Source organism: Pseudenhygromyxa sp. WMMC2535, from assembly GCF_011083025.2.
In genome coordinates this window covers 3695212-3712138 of the sequence record NZ_JABJWV010000001.1, presented here as the reverse complement: position 1 = coordinate 3712138, position 16927 = coordinate 3695212, and the positions used below count along the sequence as shown (strand labels likewise).

Annotated in this window: 13 protein-coding genes; 3 read left to right on the top strand and 10 right to left on the bottom strand. The window is 69.7% G+C overall.

Annotation, left to right across the window (positions count from 1 at the left end; translation table 11 throughout):
• Positions 1 to 2 precede the first annotated feature (2 nt).
• From G6O69_RS14555 to G6O69_RS14545, 3 genes are read right to left on the bottom strand one after another with little or no spacing between them, the layout of a single operon-like run.
• Positions 3 to 185: a CPXCG motif-containing cysteine-rich protein gene (locus tag G6O69_RS14555; RefSeq protein ID WP_346017044.1), complete on the bottom strand. Its 183-nt coding sequence runs from the start codon at positions 183 to 185 to the stop codon at positions 3 to 5.
• Complete coding sequence (gene metH, locus G6O69_RS14550) at positions 182 to 3976, bottom strand: methionine synthase (RefSeq protein ID WP_172304104.1); 3795 nt, start codon at positions 3974 to 3976, stop codon at positions 182 to 184. Before metH ends, G6O69_RS14555 begins: the two co-directional genes overlap by 4 nt.
• On the bottom strand, positions 3973 to 4911 hold the full coding sequence (locus tag G6O69_RS14545) for a metalloregulator ArsR/SmtB family transcription factor (protein ID WP_172304103.1): 939 nt from the start codon (positions 4909 to 4911) through the stop codon (positions 3973 to 3975). Before G6O69_RS14545 ends, metH begins: the two co-directional genes overlap by 4 nt.
• Before the next feature lie 43 nt (positions 4912 to 4954).
• Between G6O69_RS14545 and G6O69_RS14540 the strand changes: the two genes are divergently transcribed.
• Positions 4955 to 6112: a DUF2804 domain-containing protein gene (locus G6O69_RS14540; RefSeq protein ID WP_176396831.1), complete on the top strand. Its 1158-nt coding sequence runs from the start codon at positions 4955 to 4957 to the stop codon at positions 6110 to 6112.
• Between the two features lie 67 nt (positions 6113 to 6179).
• Here G6O69_RS14540 and G6O69_RS14535 read toward each other — a convergent pair whose 3' ends face one another.
• Positions 6180 to 8057: a FecR domain-containing protein gene (locus G6O69_RS14535; RefSeq protein ID WP_172304101.1), complete on the bottom strand. Its 1878-nt coding sequence runs from the start codon at positions 8055 to 8057 to the stop codon at positions 6180 to 6182.
• Positions 8058 to 8063: 6 nt separating this feature from the next.
• Entirely contained in the window at positions 8064 to 8735 is a 672-nt protein-coding gene (locus G6O69_RS14530; protein ID WP_172304100.1) for an RNA polymerase sigma factor, read from the bottom strand.
• Between the two features lie 128 nt (positions 8736 to 8863).
• On the opposite strand from G6O69_RS14530, the gene G6O69_RS14525 reads away from it, so the two are divergent.
• Positions 8864 to 9595: a hypothetical protein gene (locus G6O69_RS14525; protein ID WP_172304099.1), complete on the top strand. Its 732-nt coding sequence runs from the start codon at positions 8864 to 8866 to the stop codon at positions 9593 to 9595.
• 66 nt (positions 9596 to 9661) lie between these two features.
• On the opposite strand, the gene clpX is transcribed toward G6O69_RS14525, so the two are convergent.
• The 3 genes from clpX to tig form a co-directional block, all read right to left on the bottom strand.
• Entirely contained in the window at positions 9662 to 10912 is a 1251-nt protein-coding gene (gene clpX / locus G6O69_RS14520; RefSeq protein WP_172304098.1) for an ATP-dependent Clp protease ATP-binding subunit ClpX, read from the bottom strand.
• An 8-nt stretch (positions 10913 to 10920) separates the two neighbouring features.
• Positions 10921 to 11574, bottom strand: coding sequence for an ATP-dependent Clp endopeptidase proteolytic subunit ClpP (clpP, locus tag G6O69_RS14515; RefSeq protein ID WP_172304097.1), 654 nt, complete (start codon positions 11572 to 11574; stop codon positions 10921 to 10923).
• A 413-nt stretch (positions 11575 to 11987) separates the two neighbouring features.
• Positions 11988 to 13337 carry a trigger factor gene (gene tig / locus G6O69_RS14510; RefSeq protein ID WP_172304096.1) on the bottom strand — a complete coding sequence of 450 codons (1350 nt, stop codon included), beginning with the start codon at positions 13335 to 13337 and terminating at the stop codon, positions 11988 to 11990.
• Positions 13338 to 13522: 185 nt separating this feature from the next.
• Here tig and glpK point away from each other — a divergent pair, with 185 nt between their 5' ends.
• A complete protein-coding gene (glpK, locus tag G6O69_RS14505; RefSeq protein ID WP_172304095.1) occupies positions 13523 to 15034 on the top strand; it encodes a glycerol kinase GlpK in 1512 nt (503 codons plus the stop codon).
• 57 nt (positions 15035 to 15091) lie between these two features.
• Here the strand turns inward: glpK and G6O69_RS14500 are convergent, their stop codons facing one another.
• On the bottom strand, positions 15092 to 15916 hold the full coding sequence (locus G6O69_RS14500; protein WP_172304094.1) for a hypothetical protein: 825 nt from the start codon (positions 15914 to 15916) through the stop codon (positions 15092 to 15094).
• The gene (locus G6O69_RS14495) at positions 15901 to 16809 is read right to left on the bottom strand and encodes a hypothetical protein (protein WP_176396830.1); all 909 of its coding nucleotides are present in this window, start codon (positions 16807 to 16809) and stop codon (positions 15901 to 15903) included. The genes G6O69_RS14500 and G6O69_RS14495 overlap by 16 nt, the downstream gene beginning before the upstream one ends.
• Positions 16810 to 16927 lie beyond the last annotated feature (118 nt).

Sequence of the window (16927 nt, the reverse complement as noted above, 5' to 3'; positions counted from 1 at the left end):
GATCAGGCCCGGTCGACCCAGACCTGCAGCTGACCGCGCTCGTCTCGGCTGACGACCACGCGCCACGGCCGGCAGCACACGTCGCAGTCCTGGATCATCTCCCCCGCGCTCTGCGGGTCGATCCACAGCTCCTGCAGCTCGCCGCACCAGGGGCAGCGCACCTCGGCGCTGTCCTCCAGGCTCACGCCGCCGCTCCTGCGGCGCCGTCTTCGTCGTAGCCGAGGTTGGGCGCCAGCCAGCGCTCGACCTCGGCCACGCGCATGCCCTTGCGCTTGGCGTAGTCCTCGACCTGGTCGCGGCCGATCCGCCCGAGGGTGAAGTAGCGGCTGCGCGGATGCCCGAGGTAGATGCCGCTGACGCTGGCCGCCGGTGACATGGCGTAGCTCTCGGTCAGGCTCAGGCCCTGGGCCTGGGCGCCGAGCAGCTCGAAGAGCTTGCCCTTTTCGGTGTGGTCGGGGCAGGCGGGGTAGCCAAAGGCCGGGCGGACGCCGCGGTAGCGCTCGGCGATCAGCTCGTCCTTGCTCAGGCGCTCGTCGCCGGCGTACCAGGCCCGGCGCGCGCGCTCGTGGAGCAGCTCGGCGTAGGCCTCGGCCATGCGGTCGGCGAGGGCCTTGACCATGATCGCCTTGTAGTCGTCGTGCTCGTCGCGCTCGTAGCGGGCGGCGAGCTCGTCGGCCCCGACCCCGGTCGTGCACGCGAAGGCGCCGATGTGATCGACGACCCCGCTGCCCACGGGCGCCACGAAGTCGGCCAGGCTGCTCAGCTCGCCCGCCTCGGCCGAGGGCCCGCGCACCTGCTGCTGGCGGAGCATGCAAAAGCGGGTCAGCTCGCGCTTTTGGGGGGCGTCGGGGCGCCACAGCACGATGTCGTCGCCGTCGGCGTTGGCCGGCCAAAAGCCCTGCACGGCCCGCAGGCCCAGGGCGTCGCTGGCGATCAGCTCGTCGAGCAGGGCGCGGCCGTGGTCGTAGAGCTCGCGGGCGGCCGACCCGTACTTGGGGTGCTGGAGGATGCCGGGGAAGCGCCCGCGCAGGTCCCAGGCCGTGAAGAAGAACGTCCAGTCGATGTACTCGGCGACCTCGGCGAGGCTGACGTCGGCGATCACCTCGGCGCCCAGGAAGCTCGGGGTCCCCAGGGCCTGCGCGTCGAACTCGAGCTTCGGCGCCCGGGCCCGAGCCTCGCCCAGGCTGATCAGCGGGCGCTGGCGCTTGCGCTGGTGGAGCTCGCGCAAGCTGGCCTGCTCCTCGCGGTTGCGCGTGTCGAGGTTCGCCCGGCGCCGGGGATCGAGCAGATCCGAGACCACGTTGACGACCAGCGAGGCGTCGAGCACGTGGACCGTGGGCTGCTCGAAGTACGGGGCGATCTTGACCGCCGTGTGCTGGCGGCTGGTGGTCGCGCCGCCGATCAGCAGCGGGATCTCGAAGCCCTGGCGCTGCATCTCCTTGGCGACATGGACCATCTCGTCGAGGCTCGGCGTGATCAGCCCCGAGAGCCCGATGACGTCGGCGCCGATCTCCTTGGCCGAGCTGAAGATCGACTCGGCGGGGACCATGACCCCGAGATCCTCGACCTGGTAGTTGTTGCAGCGCAGCACGACCGCGACGATGTTCTTGCCGATGTCGTGGACGTCGCCCTTGACCGTGGCGAGCACGACCTTGCCCGCGGGCTCGAGCGCGCCGCCGCCCTCTTGCTCGGCCTCCATGAAGGGCGTCAGGTAGGCCACGGCGCGCTTCATCACCCGCGCGCTCTTGACCACCTGGGGCAGGAACATCTTGCCGGCGCCAAACAGCCGGCCGACGACCTTCATGCCCTCCATGAGCGGGCCCTCGATGACCGCGAGCGGCCGCCCGAGGCTGACCCGAGCCTCCTCGGCGTCGGCCTCGATGAAGTCCGTGACCCCGTGGACCAGGGCGTGGGCGATGCGGGCCGAGACGTCCTGCTCGCGCCAGCTCAGGTCGAGGGCGCGCTCGCGCTTTTTGCCCTTGAGGCCCTCGGCCAGCTCGATCAGCCGGTCGGTGGCGTCGGGGCGCCGAGCGAAGAGCACGTCCTCGACGCGCTCGCGCAGCTCGGCGTCGATGTCCTCGTAGACCGCGAGCTGCCCGGCGTTGACGATGCCCATGTCGAGGCCGGCCGCGATCGCGTGGTAGAGGAAGGCCGCGTGCATCGCCTCGCGCACGTGGTCGTTGCCGCGGAAGGAGAACGAGAGGTTGGAGATGCCGCCGCTGGTCCGCGCCCCGGGGCAGGCCGCCTTGATCGCGCGCACGCCCTCGATGAACTCGAGCGCGAAGCGGTCGTGCTCCTCGATGCCCGTGGCCACCGCGAGCACGTTGGGGTCGAAGATGATGTCCGTGGGCTCGAAGCCCAGGCGCCCGGTCAGCAGGTCGTAGGCGCGCTTGCAGATGCTCAGCTTGCGCGCGGCGGACTCGGCCTGGCCGCGCTCGTCGAAGGCCATGACCACGAGCGCGGCGCCGAAGCGCTTGACCTGGGCGGCCTTGGCCAAAAACTCGTCCTCGCCCTCCTTGAGCGAGAGCGAGTTGACGATCGCCTTGCCCTGCACGCACTCGAGCCCGGCGGCGATCACCGACCACTTGGAGCTGTCGATCATGATCGGGACGCGGGCCACCTCGGGCTCCGAGGCGATCAGGTTCAAGAAGGTCCGCATGGCCTGCTCCGAGTCGAGCATGCCCTCGTCCATGTTGACGTCGATGATGTTCGCGCCGTTGCGGACCTGCGAGACCGCGACCTCGAGGGCGCGCTCGTAGTCGCCCTTCTTGATCATCTTGGCGAAGCGCCGCGAGCCGGTCACGTTGGTCCGCTCGCCGATCATCACGAAGCCGGTGCTCGCGTCGATGGTCAGCGGCTCGAGGCCCGAGAAGTGCGAGGCCCATGCCTGCGCGGTCTCGGGCTCGGGCTCGGTTCCAGCCTCGGGCTCGGGCTCGGGCTCGAGCTCGGGCACGCGCCGCGGCTGGTGGCCGCGCACGTAGGCGGCGATCGCCTCGATGTGCGCCGGCGAGGTCCCGCAGCAGCCGCCGACGATGTTGACCAGGCCGCTGTCGACGAACTCGCCGAGCTCGGCGGCGGTCTGCTCGGGCAGCTCGTCGTACTCGCCGAAGGCGTTGGGCAGGCCGGCGTTGGGGTAGCAGGACACCGCGCAGCCGGCGAGCTCGGACAGCTCGGCGACGTAGGGGCGCATGGCCGCGGCACCCATGGCGCAGTTGAGCCCGACGCTCAGCGGCTTGGCGTGGGCGACGGAGCGCCAGAAGGCCTCGATGGTCTGGCCCGAGAGCGTGCGCCCGCTGCGATCGGTGATCGTCACCGAGATCATCACGGGCAGCTCGACGCCGGTGCGCTCGAACACGTCGAACATCGCCATGATCGCCGCCTTGGCGTTGAGCGTGTCGAAGATCGTCTCGAGCAGCAGGAGGTCGACGCCGCCCTCGATCAGCCCCTCGATCTGCTCGACGTAGGCCGCGCGCAGCGTGGCGAAGTCGATCGCCCGGTAGGCCGGGTCCTCGACGTCCGGGGACAGCGAGAGCGTGCGGTTGGTCGGGCCGATCGCCCCGGCCACGAAGCGCGGGCGCTCGGGCGTGGCGTGGCGGTCGGCGGCCTCGCGGGCCAGCCGCGCCGCGGCGATGTTGAGCTCGCGGGCCAGGGACTCGAGGCCGTAGTCGGCCTGGGCGATGGCCGTGGCCGTGAAGGTGTTGGTCTCGACGATGTCCGCCCCCGACTCGAAGTAGATCGAGTGGATCTCGCGGACGACGTCGGGGCGGGTCAGCGAGAGCAGGTCGCTGTTGCCGGCCAGAGGGCGCTCGTGGTCGGCGAAGCGCTGCCCACGAAAGTCGGCCTCGGTCAGGCCGTAGCTCTGCAGCATCGTGCCCATGGCCCCGTCGAGCAAGACGATGCGCTCGCGCAGCAGGGCCCTGAGCCGGTCGGCGGAGTCGAGGGAGGAGGGTTCGAGGGTGTGCTGGGTCGCGCTCACGTGCTCGGCTTTCGACAAAAGGCGGTCAGGACCTGGAAGTAGGGCTTGCGGCGCTCGCGGGAGCTGACCTCGCACTGCTCGACGAGCAGCCCGGCCGCGCCGAGCATGGTCTCCAGCTCGGCGGGCGTAAAGCCGCTGTTGACGTGATCGTAGGCCGCCGCGATCTTCGCGTGGTCGTGCGCGGCGAGGGTGACCAGGGCCAGCGCGCCGCCAGGTCGGAGCACGCGCGCGGCTTCGGCCACGGCCAGCGCAGGGCGCCGCGAGTAGGTCAGCGCGTGGAGCATGAGCACGGCGTCGAAGCGCCCCGCCATGAAGGGCAGGTCGTGCATGTCACCGACGCGAAAGTCGACGTTGGCAAAGCGCTCGAGGCGGCGGCGCGCGGCCGCGATCACTCGCTCGCTGATGTCCAGACAGGTGAGGTTTTGGGCCCGGGGCGCGAGCAGCTCGGCGTTGACCCCGTCGCCGGATCCAAGGTCGAGGACCTCGCCCAGGCGCATGAAGCCGAGCAGCCCGCGGGCCGTCGCCTCCCAGGTCCGCCCCGGCGAGTAGTGGCGCTCCATCTGCCCGGCGACCTCGTCGGGCCAGCGCAGCGTGGTCTCGCGCGCGGCCAGGGCGGCCTCGCGGCGCCGGCGATCTTGCTCGAGCAGCGCGTCGTCGAGGCGGCCCTCGACGAGCTGCCACAGCTCGCGGGCCGCCTTGCCCATGTCCTCGCGGGCCACCGAGTAGAAGCTCGAGCTCCCGTCCCGGCGGTCGCGGACGAGCTTGGCGTCCTTGAGCTTGCGCAGGTGCGTCGAGACCCGCGACTGGGGCAGGTCGGTGATCCGCGTCAGCTCGGCGACGCTGAGCTCGGCCTCTCCGAGCACGCACAAAAGGCGCACCCGGGTCGGGTCGGCGAAGACCGAGAGCAAGTCGACGGTTTGGCTCAGGTCGGGCACGGGTTTGCCGGCGGCGAGCCGGATATCAGGTCATCATGATGACATGATATCCGTGATCTGCCACAGCCTGAGCCGTCAAACAAGCCATTTCAGCCATGCGGAGGACACGCCGGGGGACACCGCCGAGGGCGTGAAGGTGTACGCTTCGCGGCTCGTGCGCCAGTTCGAGACACCGCCCCCCACCCTCGTCGATCAAGCCGGGCGCGTGCGCTTCGGGACGTTCTCGGGCCCCATCCCCGCGCTCAACCTGCTCGACGCCAAGCCGTGGCCGCTGCCCATGCCCAGGGCGCTGCGAGCCTTTCGCCTCAAGGAATGGCAGGCGATCCAGCTCGGCAACCGCCGCTACTTCGTGCTCGTGGCGCTCTTCAACGCCAAGGTCCTCGCCCTCGCGCAGGTGAAGATCTACGACCGCGAGCGCCGGCAAAAATACATCTTCGAGCGCAAGCTGCCCGGCTGGGCCTTCGACGCCCCCGACAACCTGCTCGACTCGCGGATGCGCTGGTCCGCGGACGGGGCCACGATCGCCTTTCACAACGAGCTCGCCGAGGGCCGGCTCACCCTCGAGCTCGAGCTCCCCGCGAGCGCCGACATGCCCGCGCTGCGCGGGACGATCGTCGCCGACGCCCGCGGCTGCGATCCCCAGGTGGTCAGCATCCCCTTCGCGGACAACCGCGGGATGTACTCGCACAAGGGCTGCATGGTCCCCAGCGGCGCGCTGCGCCTGGGCGAGGACAGCCTCGACTTCGGGTCCGAGGACGCCTTTTTGATGATCGACGATCACAAGGGCTACTACGCCTGGGTGATGCGCTGGGACTGGGTGACCGGCGGAGGCCTCGACGCCCACGGCCGGCGCGTCTCCTTCAACCTCACGCGCAACGCCTCCATCGATCCCGCGCGCTACAACGAGAACTGCCTGTGGATCGACGGCCGCGCCCACCTGCTGCCGCCGGTGGAATTCACGCGCAGGCCCGAGCTCGAGCCCGAGGTCTGGGAGGTCCGCGACCTCGCGGGCACCGGCGAGGTCGCGGTCGACTTCGTGATCGAGGTCGACGGCTACGTGCGGGTCAACGCCCTGGTGATCGAGAGCCGCTACCGCGGGCCCTTTGGCTCGGTGCGCGGGACGATCCGCAGCCCCGAGGGCGAGGCGATCGCCCTCGACGGGATGTTTGGCATGGGCGAGGACTTCTACCTGCGCTGCTGAGGCTCAGCGCGTCGACTTCAGCTCGAGGAAGCGCTCGCGCTGGACTGGAGGAGATCCGCCCGACAGCTCAGAGCGCCGACTTCAGCTCGGGGAAGCGCTGGAGGATCCGCCCGACGTGCTGGCCGTCGGGGTGGTGGTGCAGGTAGGCGCGCGCGCTCTTGCGGCCCTGCTCGATGTAGCCGGCGTCGATCGCCGCGAGCGTGAGCTTGTAGCGCGCGAGCTCGGCCTTGGGATGCCCGGGGGCCCGGCGCAGGAACTCCTCGAAGCTGCGGATCGCCGACTGGTGATCGTGGCCGAAGTCCATGCGCAAGGTGCCGAGCAGCAGCAGGCCCTCGACGGCCTCGGGCTCGCGGCCGTGGGCCTTCATGAAGTCGCTGAGGCAGCGCTCGGCGCGAAAGCGGGTCACCGAGTCCTCGTAGAGCGAGCGGCAGCGCTCGAGGGCGCGCTCGATGGTCTGCTTGCGCTCGCGCTCGCGCTCGGCCAGGTCGACGAGCAGCGAGCGGTCGACGCGGGGCTCCTCGTCCCCGCGCGGCATGAAGCTCGACACGCTCGAGCGGGCCAGGGGATCGCGGGGCTTGGCCGCGGCCGCGAGCCCGCGGGTGTCGTCGGCCCCGGAGTCGAGCTCGGGCCCCAGCTCAGGATCGAAGACGTGCTCGAGGGTGCGCAGGCTCGGGTCGTCGCTGAGCCCAGGGACGACCCAGGAGTCGGGGATCTGCCCGAGCGCGACGACGCGCGCAGGCAGCTCGTCCGCCATGGCCAGGCGCACGCCCTCCGCCGGCTCGACCGCGGGCCTGACGACCTGCTCGGCGAGCACCTCCGCCGCGTCTGTCTGACCGGCCTGACCGGTCTGGCTCGTCGCCGCGCTGGCCAGGCGCGCGTGGGCCTGGCTGGGGCGATCGGCGAGCTGCTCCGAGAGCGCGAGCGCGGCCGCGACCTCGCGGCGGCCGATGTCGTGGGTGGTCGCGTCGTCGACGTCGAAGACCCGCCCGGCCTCGACCTCGGTCAGCAAGCTGCCCTCGCCGTCGAAGACCTCGACCTCACCGCGGAGCACCGCCACCGAGGTCCCGCCGTCTTCGGCGACGCGCACCGTGAACACGGTCCCGGTCACCCGCACGAGCGCGTCGGGGGTGCGCACCTGCAAGATCGGATCTTCGAGCTCGCGGTCGTAGCGGACGGCGAGGGTGCCCGCGTCGAGGCCGAGCTCGACGAGGCCCGGCGCGGCCTTGCGCCAGCGCGCCAGGCTGCGCGGCTCGATGCTCGCCAGCAGCCGGCCGACGAGGGCGATCTGCAGGCTCTCGTCCTCGGTCTCGATCCGCGTGCCCACGGTCAGGCTCTCGCCGGTGCTCGGCCGGCCCTCGGCGTCGGTCATCCGCGCGTGGCCGCCGACGACCCGGCCAAAGTGCTGGGCCTGGTGCGAGAGCCCCGGGCGCACGGGGATGTGCACGCGATCGCCGTACTCGATCACGCTGGCGTCGACGACGAAGTCGAGGGTCTCGGCGGGCGGCGGCGCGAACAGGCGCTCGCCGAAGCTGGGCACGAGCAAGGCCAGGGCGAGGACGGCGGCCGCGGCCGAGAGCCCGACGACCGAGGTGGCCGTCATGATCCGCCCCAGCTCACCGCGCTCGCGCCCCCGCGCCCCGCGGGCTTGGGCGAGGATGGCCGAGAACTCGCGCTCGCGGGCGAAGCGGGCGAGCTTGGGCATGGCGGCGGGCCTGCGATAGACGGCCGCGAGCCGCCGGTGGTAGCGGCGACACTCCACGCAGCGCGTGCGGTGTGCGTGGTAGAGCTCGACCAGCTCGGGGTGCGCCCGCCCGCAGATCACCCGCTCGGCGTCCTCGCGCAGCTCCTGGCAGCCGTAGTGCACCGCGCGCGACCGCCCCTCGCCCTCGGGGGGATCGAGGGGATCCCGAGGGTCGAGCGGATCGAGCGTGGGCGCGTGGCTCATGGCAGCTCAGTCCTCGCTGACCAGCTCGCGCAGCTTCTTGCGGGCCGCGTTCAGGCGATCCCCCACGGTCGAAACCGGGCGCTCGACCACGTCGGAGATCTCTTGCAGGGTCAGGCCCTGGTAGTGATAGAGCACGAAGATCTGGCGTAGATCCGGGTGCAAGCCCTCGAGGATGCGCTGGGCCTCGTTGCCGGCCTCGAGGTGACCGGCGCTGACGCGGTCCGCCCCGCGGCCGAGGTCGAACAGGCGCATCGCTCGGCGCATCCGCTCCCGGCGAAAGCGCTGACGCAGCGTGTTGTGCGTGGTGTTGGCGGTGATCCGATACAGCCAGGTGGAGATCGCCGCCTTGCCCTCGAACTGATCGATGGCCGCGAAGGCGCGGGAGAACACGATCTGCACGAGGTCGTCGACCTCGCTGTCGGAGCCGAGCAGGCGGTGGATGTGGCAGCGGACCTGGTGCTGGTGGCGCTCGTAGATCGACCGCAGCGCCCGCTCGTCCCCGGCCTTGGCGCGCGCGAGCAGCTGCCGCTCCTCCAGCGCCACGGGGCTGACTGGACGGGCGCTCAGGCTGGCTTGCGTACCACCGGGCGCGAGCTCGGTGTTGTCGACCGTGAGCGACTGCATGGGCGCGAGCCCGTCACCTTCGACGGGATCGATGTTTGGGACACCGCTAGCCATGACTTTTCCGGTCTGCTCGACCAGCCTAGCAAAAAGTAGGCTCACCCCTGCACAAATCACTGCAATTTCAGCAATTGACCTCACGAATTGGCCCCACGAATCGCGTCCGCGGCTGCTATGAGAGCGAAGTGCTCCAAGACCAGATCAGCCGGCGCGTGCCGGGGCTGGAGCCGGCGGACTTCTGGCAGGCGGAGCCAGGCGCGCAGTGGTCGGCGATGGCGGCCAAGTACGTGGCTCTCGCTGCGCTCGCCCAACTCGACCAGCCCGACCGAGACGCGACCCGCAAATCGGCCGTGCGCGCGGCGGCCCGGCGCTGGCCGGGCGCCCTGCGAGAGGCCGAGCTGATCGGACCCACGCGCGTGGCCGCGCGCCTCGAGCTGGCCCGAGCCGGCGCCGCTGGGGCGTTGGGGACCACCCGGGCCCAGGCCGCGGCGCTGGCCGCAGCCCGCCTCCACCCAGACCAGGGGCCAGACCAGGGGCCAGACCAGGGGCCAGACCAGGGGCCAGACCAGGGGCCCCATCCAGCCCTCGAAGACGGCGCGAGCGCGGCCATGGCCGTGCTCTTGTGGGCCGAGCTCCACGAGCTGCTCGGGGATCAGCTCCGCTTTCGCGCCGCCAGCCGCGGAGACACCGGGACCGCCGCCTTCGCAGCCTTCATCGCTCGAGATCTCGCCGCCCAGCGCTGGCCCCAGGCGCAGCGCCTGCCCGCCCTGGTCGGCCCCAGGCTGCGCGTGCGCGTCGCCTACCTGTGGCTGGCCGCGCGCGCGGGCCTCGACCTGCCGCGGCTCAACGCCCTGCTCCTCGCCCGCGCCGGCCACTGGGACTCGCGCCCGGACGATCCCCCCTGGTCGCGGCCCTGAGCCCAAAACAAAAGAGCCCCCTCGCCAGGCGAGAGGGCTCCTTCGAGCACGAGCGAGCGCGAGGGCTCAGCTCGCCTCTTTCTTGTCGGCGTAGACCAGCACCGGGCGCTTGTTCTCGGTGATCGTCTCGGCGTTGATGTGGACCTCGCTGATGTTGTCCACGCTGGGGATGTCGTACATGACGTCCAGCATCGCCTTCTCGAGGATCGAGCGCAGGCCACGGGCGCCAGCGCGCTGCTCACGAGCCTTGCGGGCGATCGCGTTGAGGGCCTCGTCGGCGAAGGCCAGCTCGACGCCGTCCATGCGAAGCAGGCGCTTGTACTGCTTGACCAGCGCGTTCTTGGGCTCGGTGAGGATCGAGACCAGGGCCTCCTCGTCGAGCTCCTTGAGCGGCGCGACCACGGGCAGGCGGCCGATGAACTCGGGGATCAGCCCGAACTTCATCAGGTCCTCGCTCTGAGCCTGCTGGAGCAGATCCCAGTGGCGCTTCTCCTTCTTGCGCTGGACCGAGGCGCCGAAGCCCATGGTCTTGGCGCTGACCCGAGCCTCGATGATGTCCTCGATGCCCGCGAAGGCGCCGCCGCAGATGAACAAGATGTTGGTCGTGTCGACCTGCAAGAAGTCCTGCTGCGGGTGCTTGCGGCCGCCCTTGGGCGGGACCGAGGCGATCGTGCCCTCGAGGATCTTGAGCAGGGCCTGCTGCACGCCCTCGCCCGACACGTCGCGGGTGATCGAGGGGTTGTCACCCTTGCGCGCGATCTTGTCGATCTCGTCGATGTAGATGATCCCGCGCTGGGCCTTCTCGACGTCGTGGTCGGCGTTTTGAAGCAGCGAGACGATGATGTTCTCGACGTCCTCACCGACGTAGCCGGCCTCGGTCAGGCTGGTCGCGTCGGCGATCGCGAAGGGCACGTCGAGGATCCGCGCGAGGGTCTGCGCGAGCAGGGTCTTGCCCGAGCCCGTGGGCCCGATCAGCAAGATGTTGCTCTTTTGCAGCTCGGGCTCGTCGCCGGAGGTCTTGACGTTGATGCGCTTGTAGTGGTTGTAGACCGCTACCGAGATGATCTTCTTGGCCCACTCCTGGCCGACGACGTAGTCGTCGAGGATCGCGCGGATGTCCTTGGGCTTGGGGACCTTGCCCGGACCCTCCTGGCGCTCTTCCTTTTGGACCTCCTCGGCGAGGATGTCGTTGCACAAGGAGATGCACTCGTCGCAGATATAGACCGATGGCCCCGCGATGAGCTTTTTGACCTCCTTTTGCGACTTGCCGCAAAACGAGCAGCTGAGGTTTCCGCTTCCCTTGTTCGTTGAGGCCATGATCGTCCTTACTGGTCGTCTTTGCCCTTGCCCTCGGCGCCTTCGTCCTTGGCGTCTCCGCCTTCGGCGCGCTCACGGTCCTCCGTGCGCCGGAGGACCTCGTCGACGAGGCCGTACTTCTTGGCTTCGTCGGCGCTCATGAAATTGTCGCGGTCGGTGTCCGAGAGGATCTCGTCGACCGTGCGGCCGCTGTGCTTGGCCATGATCTCGTTGAGCGTCTGCTTGAGGCGCAGGATCTCGCGGGCCTGGATCTCGATGTCCGTGGCCTGCCCCTGTGCGCCACCGTGCGGCTGGTGGATCATGATCCTCGCGTTCGGCAGGGCGAAGCGCTTGCCAGGGGCGCCGCCCGCCAGCAAGAAGGCGCCCATCGAGGCCGCTTGGCCCATGCAGTAGGTGGCGACGTCCGGGCGCACGTACTGCATGGTGTCGTAGATACCGAGGCCAGCGGTGACCACACCGCCGGGCGAGTTGATGTAGAGCCGGATGTCCTTGTCGGGATCTTCAGACTCGAGGTAGAGCAGCTGGGCGATCACCAGGCTCGCGACCTGGTCGTTGACCCCCGTGCCAAGGAACACGATGCGGTCCTTGAGCAGGCGGCTGTAGATGTCCCAGGAGCGCTCTCCTCGATGGGTCTGCTCCACGACGAAGGGGATGTTGGGCATTCGTAGGCTCCGTTACAGTCTCTCGTATGTTGACGTCGAGAGCGCGCGGTTGCAAGGGTGAGCAAAGGTACGGAAGACAGGAGCGTTTAGCGCCTGGTGGTTTATCCGTCAGGGGCGCCGCGCCCGAACGGGACTCGAGCACTGTACCGTGCTCGACGCAGCGTACCGGTGATGGGTTCCCACGCCACCATAGCAGCTCACCAGGACGAACAAACCCTGCCCGTTTGGTGAGGAGGTCGCAGCATCGCTGCCCAAAGGTACAAGGGCGATGGGGCTTGCGCGGCGCGAGCATATCGAGCGGGGCACGCTGCAAGCGCGCTTTCTCAGTTCGAGCAAAGCGCGGAACAGACAAAAAACAAACGAGCCCGCCACAGGCTTGGCCTGCGGGCGGGCTCGCGCGATCGAGCGTCGGCTCAGCCAGCGTCTTCGCTGGTCTCCTCGGGCTCGGGCTCGGGGTCCGGCGCTTCCGTGACCTCGGCGCGCTCCATGAGAAAGTCGAGCACTCGCTCCTCACGCATCTGCGCGCGCAGGAGCAACAGCTGGTTGTTGCGCTCCATGGTGGCACGCAAGCGCGCCGGGTTTTGTCCCTGCTCCTCGGCCATCTCCTCGACCTCGGCGTTGAGCTCTTCCTCGCTGACGTCGATGCCCTCGGCCTCGCGGATGGCCTCGAGCAGCAAGAAGGCGCGGACGCTGAACTGCGCCTGGCCGCGGTAGTTCTCCGCGAGCTGGCCGTCGTTCATGCCGAGCTGGGCCAGGCTCATGCCCTGGCGGGCGAGCTGGCGCTTGAAGTTTTGGACCTGCGCGCGGACCTCGTTGTTGATCATCGAGGGCGCGGGCTCGAACTCGTTGCGCTCGAGCAGGACCTCGACGAGGCGCTGGCGAGCCTCTCGCTCGGCCACGTCGGCGTCCTCTTGGCGGACCTTGCCGCGGATCTTCTCTTCGAGCTCGGCGTAGGTCTCGGCCTCGCCCGTGTCCTGGGCGAAGTCGTCGTTGCGCTCGGGGACGATCTTCTCGCGGACGTCACGCAGCGCGACGGTCAGCTTGATCTCGGCGCCGTGGAACTCGGCCTTCACGCGGTCCTCGGGGGGCGTGAAGCTGACCTCGGTGGTGCCGCCGACGGCCGAGAGCTCGAGCTCGGAGAGCGCGGCCCCGAGGCCCGGGACGACCTCGCCGGTCTCCTTGCCGATCTCGACCTCGACGTCCTTGCGGTTGAGCGGCGAGTCGCCGATCGAGCCGTTGATGTCGATGGTCCACACGTCGCCGGCCTGGGTCTTGGTCCGGGCGCCATCGGCCTCGCGGTCGATCGGGCGGATCTCGGTGAACTCTTCTTGCTTCTTGGCGATCTCGGCCTCGACCTTGGCCTCGTCGACAGTCGCCGGGCGCCGGCGCACGGCCACGCCGGTGTAGTCCTTGGGCTCGATCTTGGGCGCGACCTCGAAGCGGGCGGCGTAGGTGAAGTCCTCGCCCTTCTCGAGCGAGCTGTTCTCGAGCACCGGCTGGGTCAGCGGCCGCTTCTCGTGGCTGGTCACCGCGGTCTGGAAGGTCTCCTCGACCAGCTCGCCGACGAGCTCTTGGCGCGCGCTCTTGCCGAACATGCGCTCGAGCACCTTGGGGGGCACCTTGCCGGGGCGGAACCCAGGGACACGGGCGCGCTTACCAAGGGTGCGCAGCTTGGTGTCGAGACGCGGCCCGACGTCGGACCAGGGCACGGTGACGCGGACGCGGCACTCGACGGGGGAGATCTGTTCGATCTGGCTGTCCATGCGGAGCTTCTCTCGAAAAGAAGAGGGGCCCTATAACAGAGGTAGGCGAGCTGGTGTAGGCGTCGGCGGGGTAGTCGCGGCTCCCGACGTGAGAGCGAGCCCACACCGCGGTGGGCGCGGGCGCTCCTTCGACCTCATGCGCGACAGACGCCCCACCTGCTGGGCTGCGCTATAGTGCGCAGCCGATGCCCGACGCCGACCTGATCCTCGCCATTGATCAAGGCACGACCGGCACCACCGCGCTGATCTTGGATCGCCAGCTCGCGGTGCTCGCCCGCGCCAACCGAGAGTTCACCCAGCACTTCCCCCACTCCGGCTGGGTCGAGCACGAGCCCGACCAGATCTGGACCTCCGTGGGCGGGGCGATCGTCGAGGCCCTCGGCCGGGCCAACGTCGACGCCGCGCGGATCGCCGCCGTGGGCATCACCAACCAGCGCGAGACCAGCTTGCTGTGGCGGCGCAGCGACGGCCGGCCCGTGCACCGCGCGCTGGTCTGGCAAGACCGGCGGACCGCCGACGTCTGCAAGCAGCTGCGCGAGGCCGGCCACGAAGAGACCATCAGGTCGCGCACCGGCCTGGTCCTCGACCCCTACTTTTCGGCGACCAAGCTGGCCTGGACCCTCGACCACGTCGAGGGCGCGCGGGCTGCGGCCGAGCGCGGCGAGCTCGCGGCGGGGACCATCGACACCTACCTGGTCTGGCGCATGACCGGCGGGGCCGTGCACGTGACCGAGCCGACAAACGCCTCGCGGACCTTGCTGTGGCCGCTCGCGGGCCGGGCCCGGACCACGGGCAGCGGCGACAGCGACTGGGATCACCGGCTGTGCGAGATCTTCCGCGTCCCGCCCTCGGTGCTCCCCGACGTCCGGCCGTGCACGAGCCGCTTTGGCGAGACCAAGGGCGTCCCCGGGCTCCCCGACGGCGTGCCGATCCACGGCATCGCCGGCGACCAGCAGGCCGCGCTCTTCGGCCAGGCCTGCTTCGCCCGCGGCCAGGCCAAGTGCACCTACGGCACCGGGGCCTTCGTGGTCCTCAACACCGGCGACGAGATCGTCCGCTCCGAGCACGGGCTGCTGACCACCGTCGGCTGGCAGATCGGCGACCAGACCACCTACAGCCTCGAAGGCAGCGCGTTCATGGCCGGGGCCGTGGTCCAGTGGCTGCGCGACGGCCTGGGCATGATCGAGACCGCCGCCGAGGTCGAGGACCTCGCCTACACCGTGCCCGACTCCGACGGCGTCGTCTTGGTCCCGGCCCACGCGGGTCTCGGCGCCCCGCACTGGCGCCCCGACGCCCGCGGGCTGATCCGCGGGATCAGCCGCGGCACCACGCGCGCCCACATCGCCCGCGCCGCCCTGGAGGGCATCGCCCTCGAGGTCACGGACCTGCTCGAGGCCATGGCCTCGGACCTCGGCGCCCCCATCGAGGGCCTGCGCGTCGACGGCGGGGCCGCGGCCAACGACCTGCTGATGCAGATCCAGTGCGACCTGCTCGGCGTGACCCTGGCCCGACCGACGATCCTCGAGTCGACGGCCCTGGGCGCGACCTTCCTGGCCGGGCTGGGCGTGGGCCTGTGGCCCGACACGCAGGCCGTCGCCGCGTCGTGGAAGCAGGACCGGCGCTTCATCCCCGCGGGCGACCCGGTCAAGCTCGCGGCGCTGCGCGAGGCCTGGACCGTGGCCGTCGGCCAGGCCTGAGCCAGCCTGATCAAGCCCAACGAGCCCGCTCTCGGCTCCCTCGTCGCATCGCTCGAGTCAAAGCGCTCGAGTAAACGATGCGACGAGGGCCGTGGTCCGCGTCAGCGTTGGCGTCGCGCCTTCCCCCAAGTAGCGGGCCAGCGCGCGGCAACCATCCGCGTCACGGCGACCAAAGTCCGCGCGCAGGATCTTGGTCCACGTGTCCCCGAATTCTTCTGGCCACTCGCTCACCCCTGCCCGCCGACAGAACTCCAGACAGCGCCAGACATCGAAGGCGTCCTTGTCAGCGCCCTGCTTGCGCCTGCGATCGTCCCACGCGAGGATCTTGCACAGCAGCGCCCCGCGCTCGTCTGCCGTGGCGATGATCCCCCGCCGCGGCTCTCTACCGCCAAAGTCGACGCGAAGATCGATGCGCTTCGCGGGCTGGCGAAGGATCTCTGCCAGGCCCGGTGTCTGAAAGCTGAGGATATCCCCAACCATCGTGTTCGTGCCGCTGCGCGAGGTGTAGCTGGGGACCAGCACGTCGATGACAGCCTCGTGCGTCCCCGCCTCATCCGGCAAGGGGCAATAAAAGCGATGCCCCTCCCGCTTCTCGTAGCCGCGCGCGGCGAAGCGCTCGACGAGATCGAGACCACGCAGCGCGACCTTGTCGAGGCCGACGTCCGCGTCCAACGTCATTCGTCGATAGAGCGGGCCGTCGAGCTGGTGGCGAAGCGCGTGCAGCTCGACCATGTGTCCGCCGATCACCCGCGTACTGGCGACGTCGATCGGCGCGTCGGCGAGTAGATCCGCGAGGTCCAGCAGCGCGCAAAAAGCAGCCCGCTCAGCATTCGAGCGCGGCCGGTGCTCGACGATCTCCGCGTCCATCACTTCAACAGCCATCGCTCGAGTTCCTCCGCGGCCTCCAGGCGATCGGAGCCGCCGAGCCGATGCAGGTCAATCAACATCTGCGTGGGGTCAGCGAGCGTCGACACTCCGCCCTTTGGGCTTCCAGGGAGCGAGAACACACTCATGTCTTCGGGGTATTGAATCAAGACGTTCGCGTCGGCTCGCGCCTCCGCCGGCACGAGACCAAGGTTGCTGAGAAGCTGGGGACTCTTCATGTAGACGACCAGTGTCGTCGGTGCTCGCCAGGGAATGATCCTGTCGGGACCGACATCGGCCGACAGCCCAACCATGGGCCCCATCGCCTCCTCCATCCGCGCCGCGAGCTCGCCTGGAGCGTCGAGGCTGTAGGCATACTCGGTCCGCCCGCCCGCGCCTGGATACTCGCGCATGAAGGCGTGGAGCAGTCTCTCGCGGTCGACCTCGGAGATCCCCCTACTGCCCCCGACAAAACCGAGCTGCCGCAGCTGACGGACGATCTGCGAAACCGCCGGAGCCGAGACCTCGAGCCGCTGAGCGAGATCCTTGAGTTTTAGCGTCTCTGACGAGGTCTCCCCAACCCCGGCGATCAGCCAGCGAACGAGCCGCTTCCCAGCCAGACCCCCAGGAAGCCTCGGAGACTTCACCTCGGCGACCTTGCCCACCTGTCGCAGCCAAAACCCCGGCGCACGCAGATCATAATTGCCCTGCTCATCGGCCCAAGACCAGCCGCGCTCGACGAGTTCCTTTTGCAATCTCGCGCCCAGCTCGGGGACGAGCAACAGCGGGGTCCCTCGTACGCGCAGCGCGTCAGTCTTCGCTAGCAGACGATCGAGCTCACCTCGGTAGGGTCCTCGCCGCTTGACCTCGACAACGAAAGTCTCACTCGAAGAGCCGAACGCGATGCTCAACTGGCAAGCTACTGGGACGAGCTCAGGAACCGTTTTGCCAAGCCCATCAGGAACCTCGACCGCGCAAGAGACGCCTGCTTTCTCCAGCTCCGATAGCAGCGCCCTCAGCTGGTTGAGT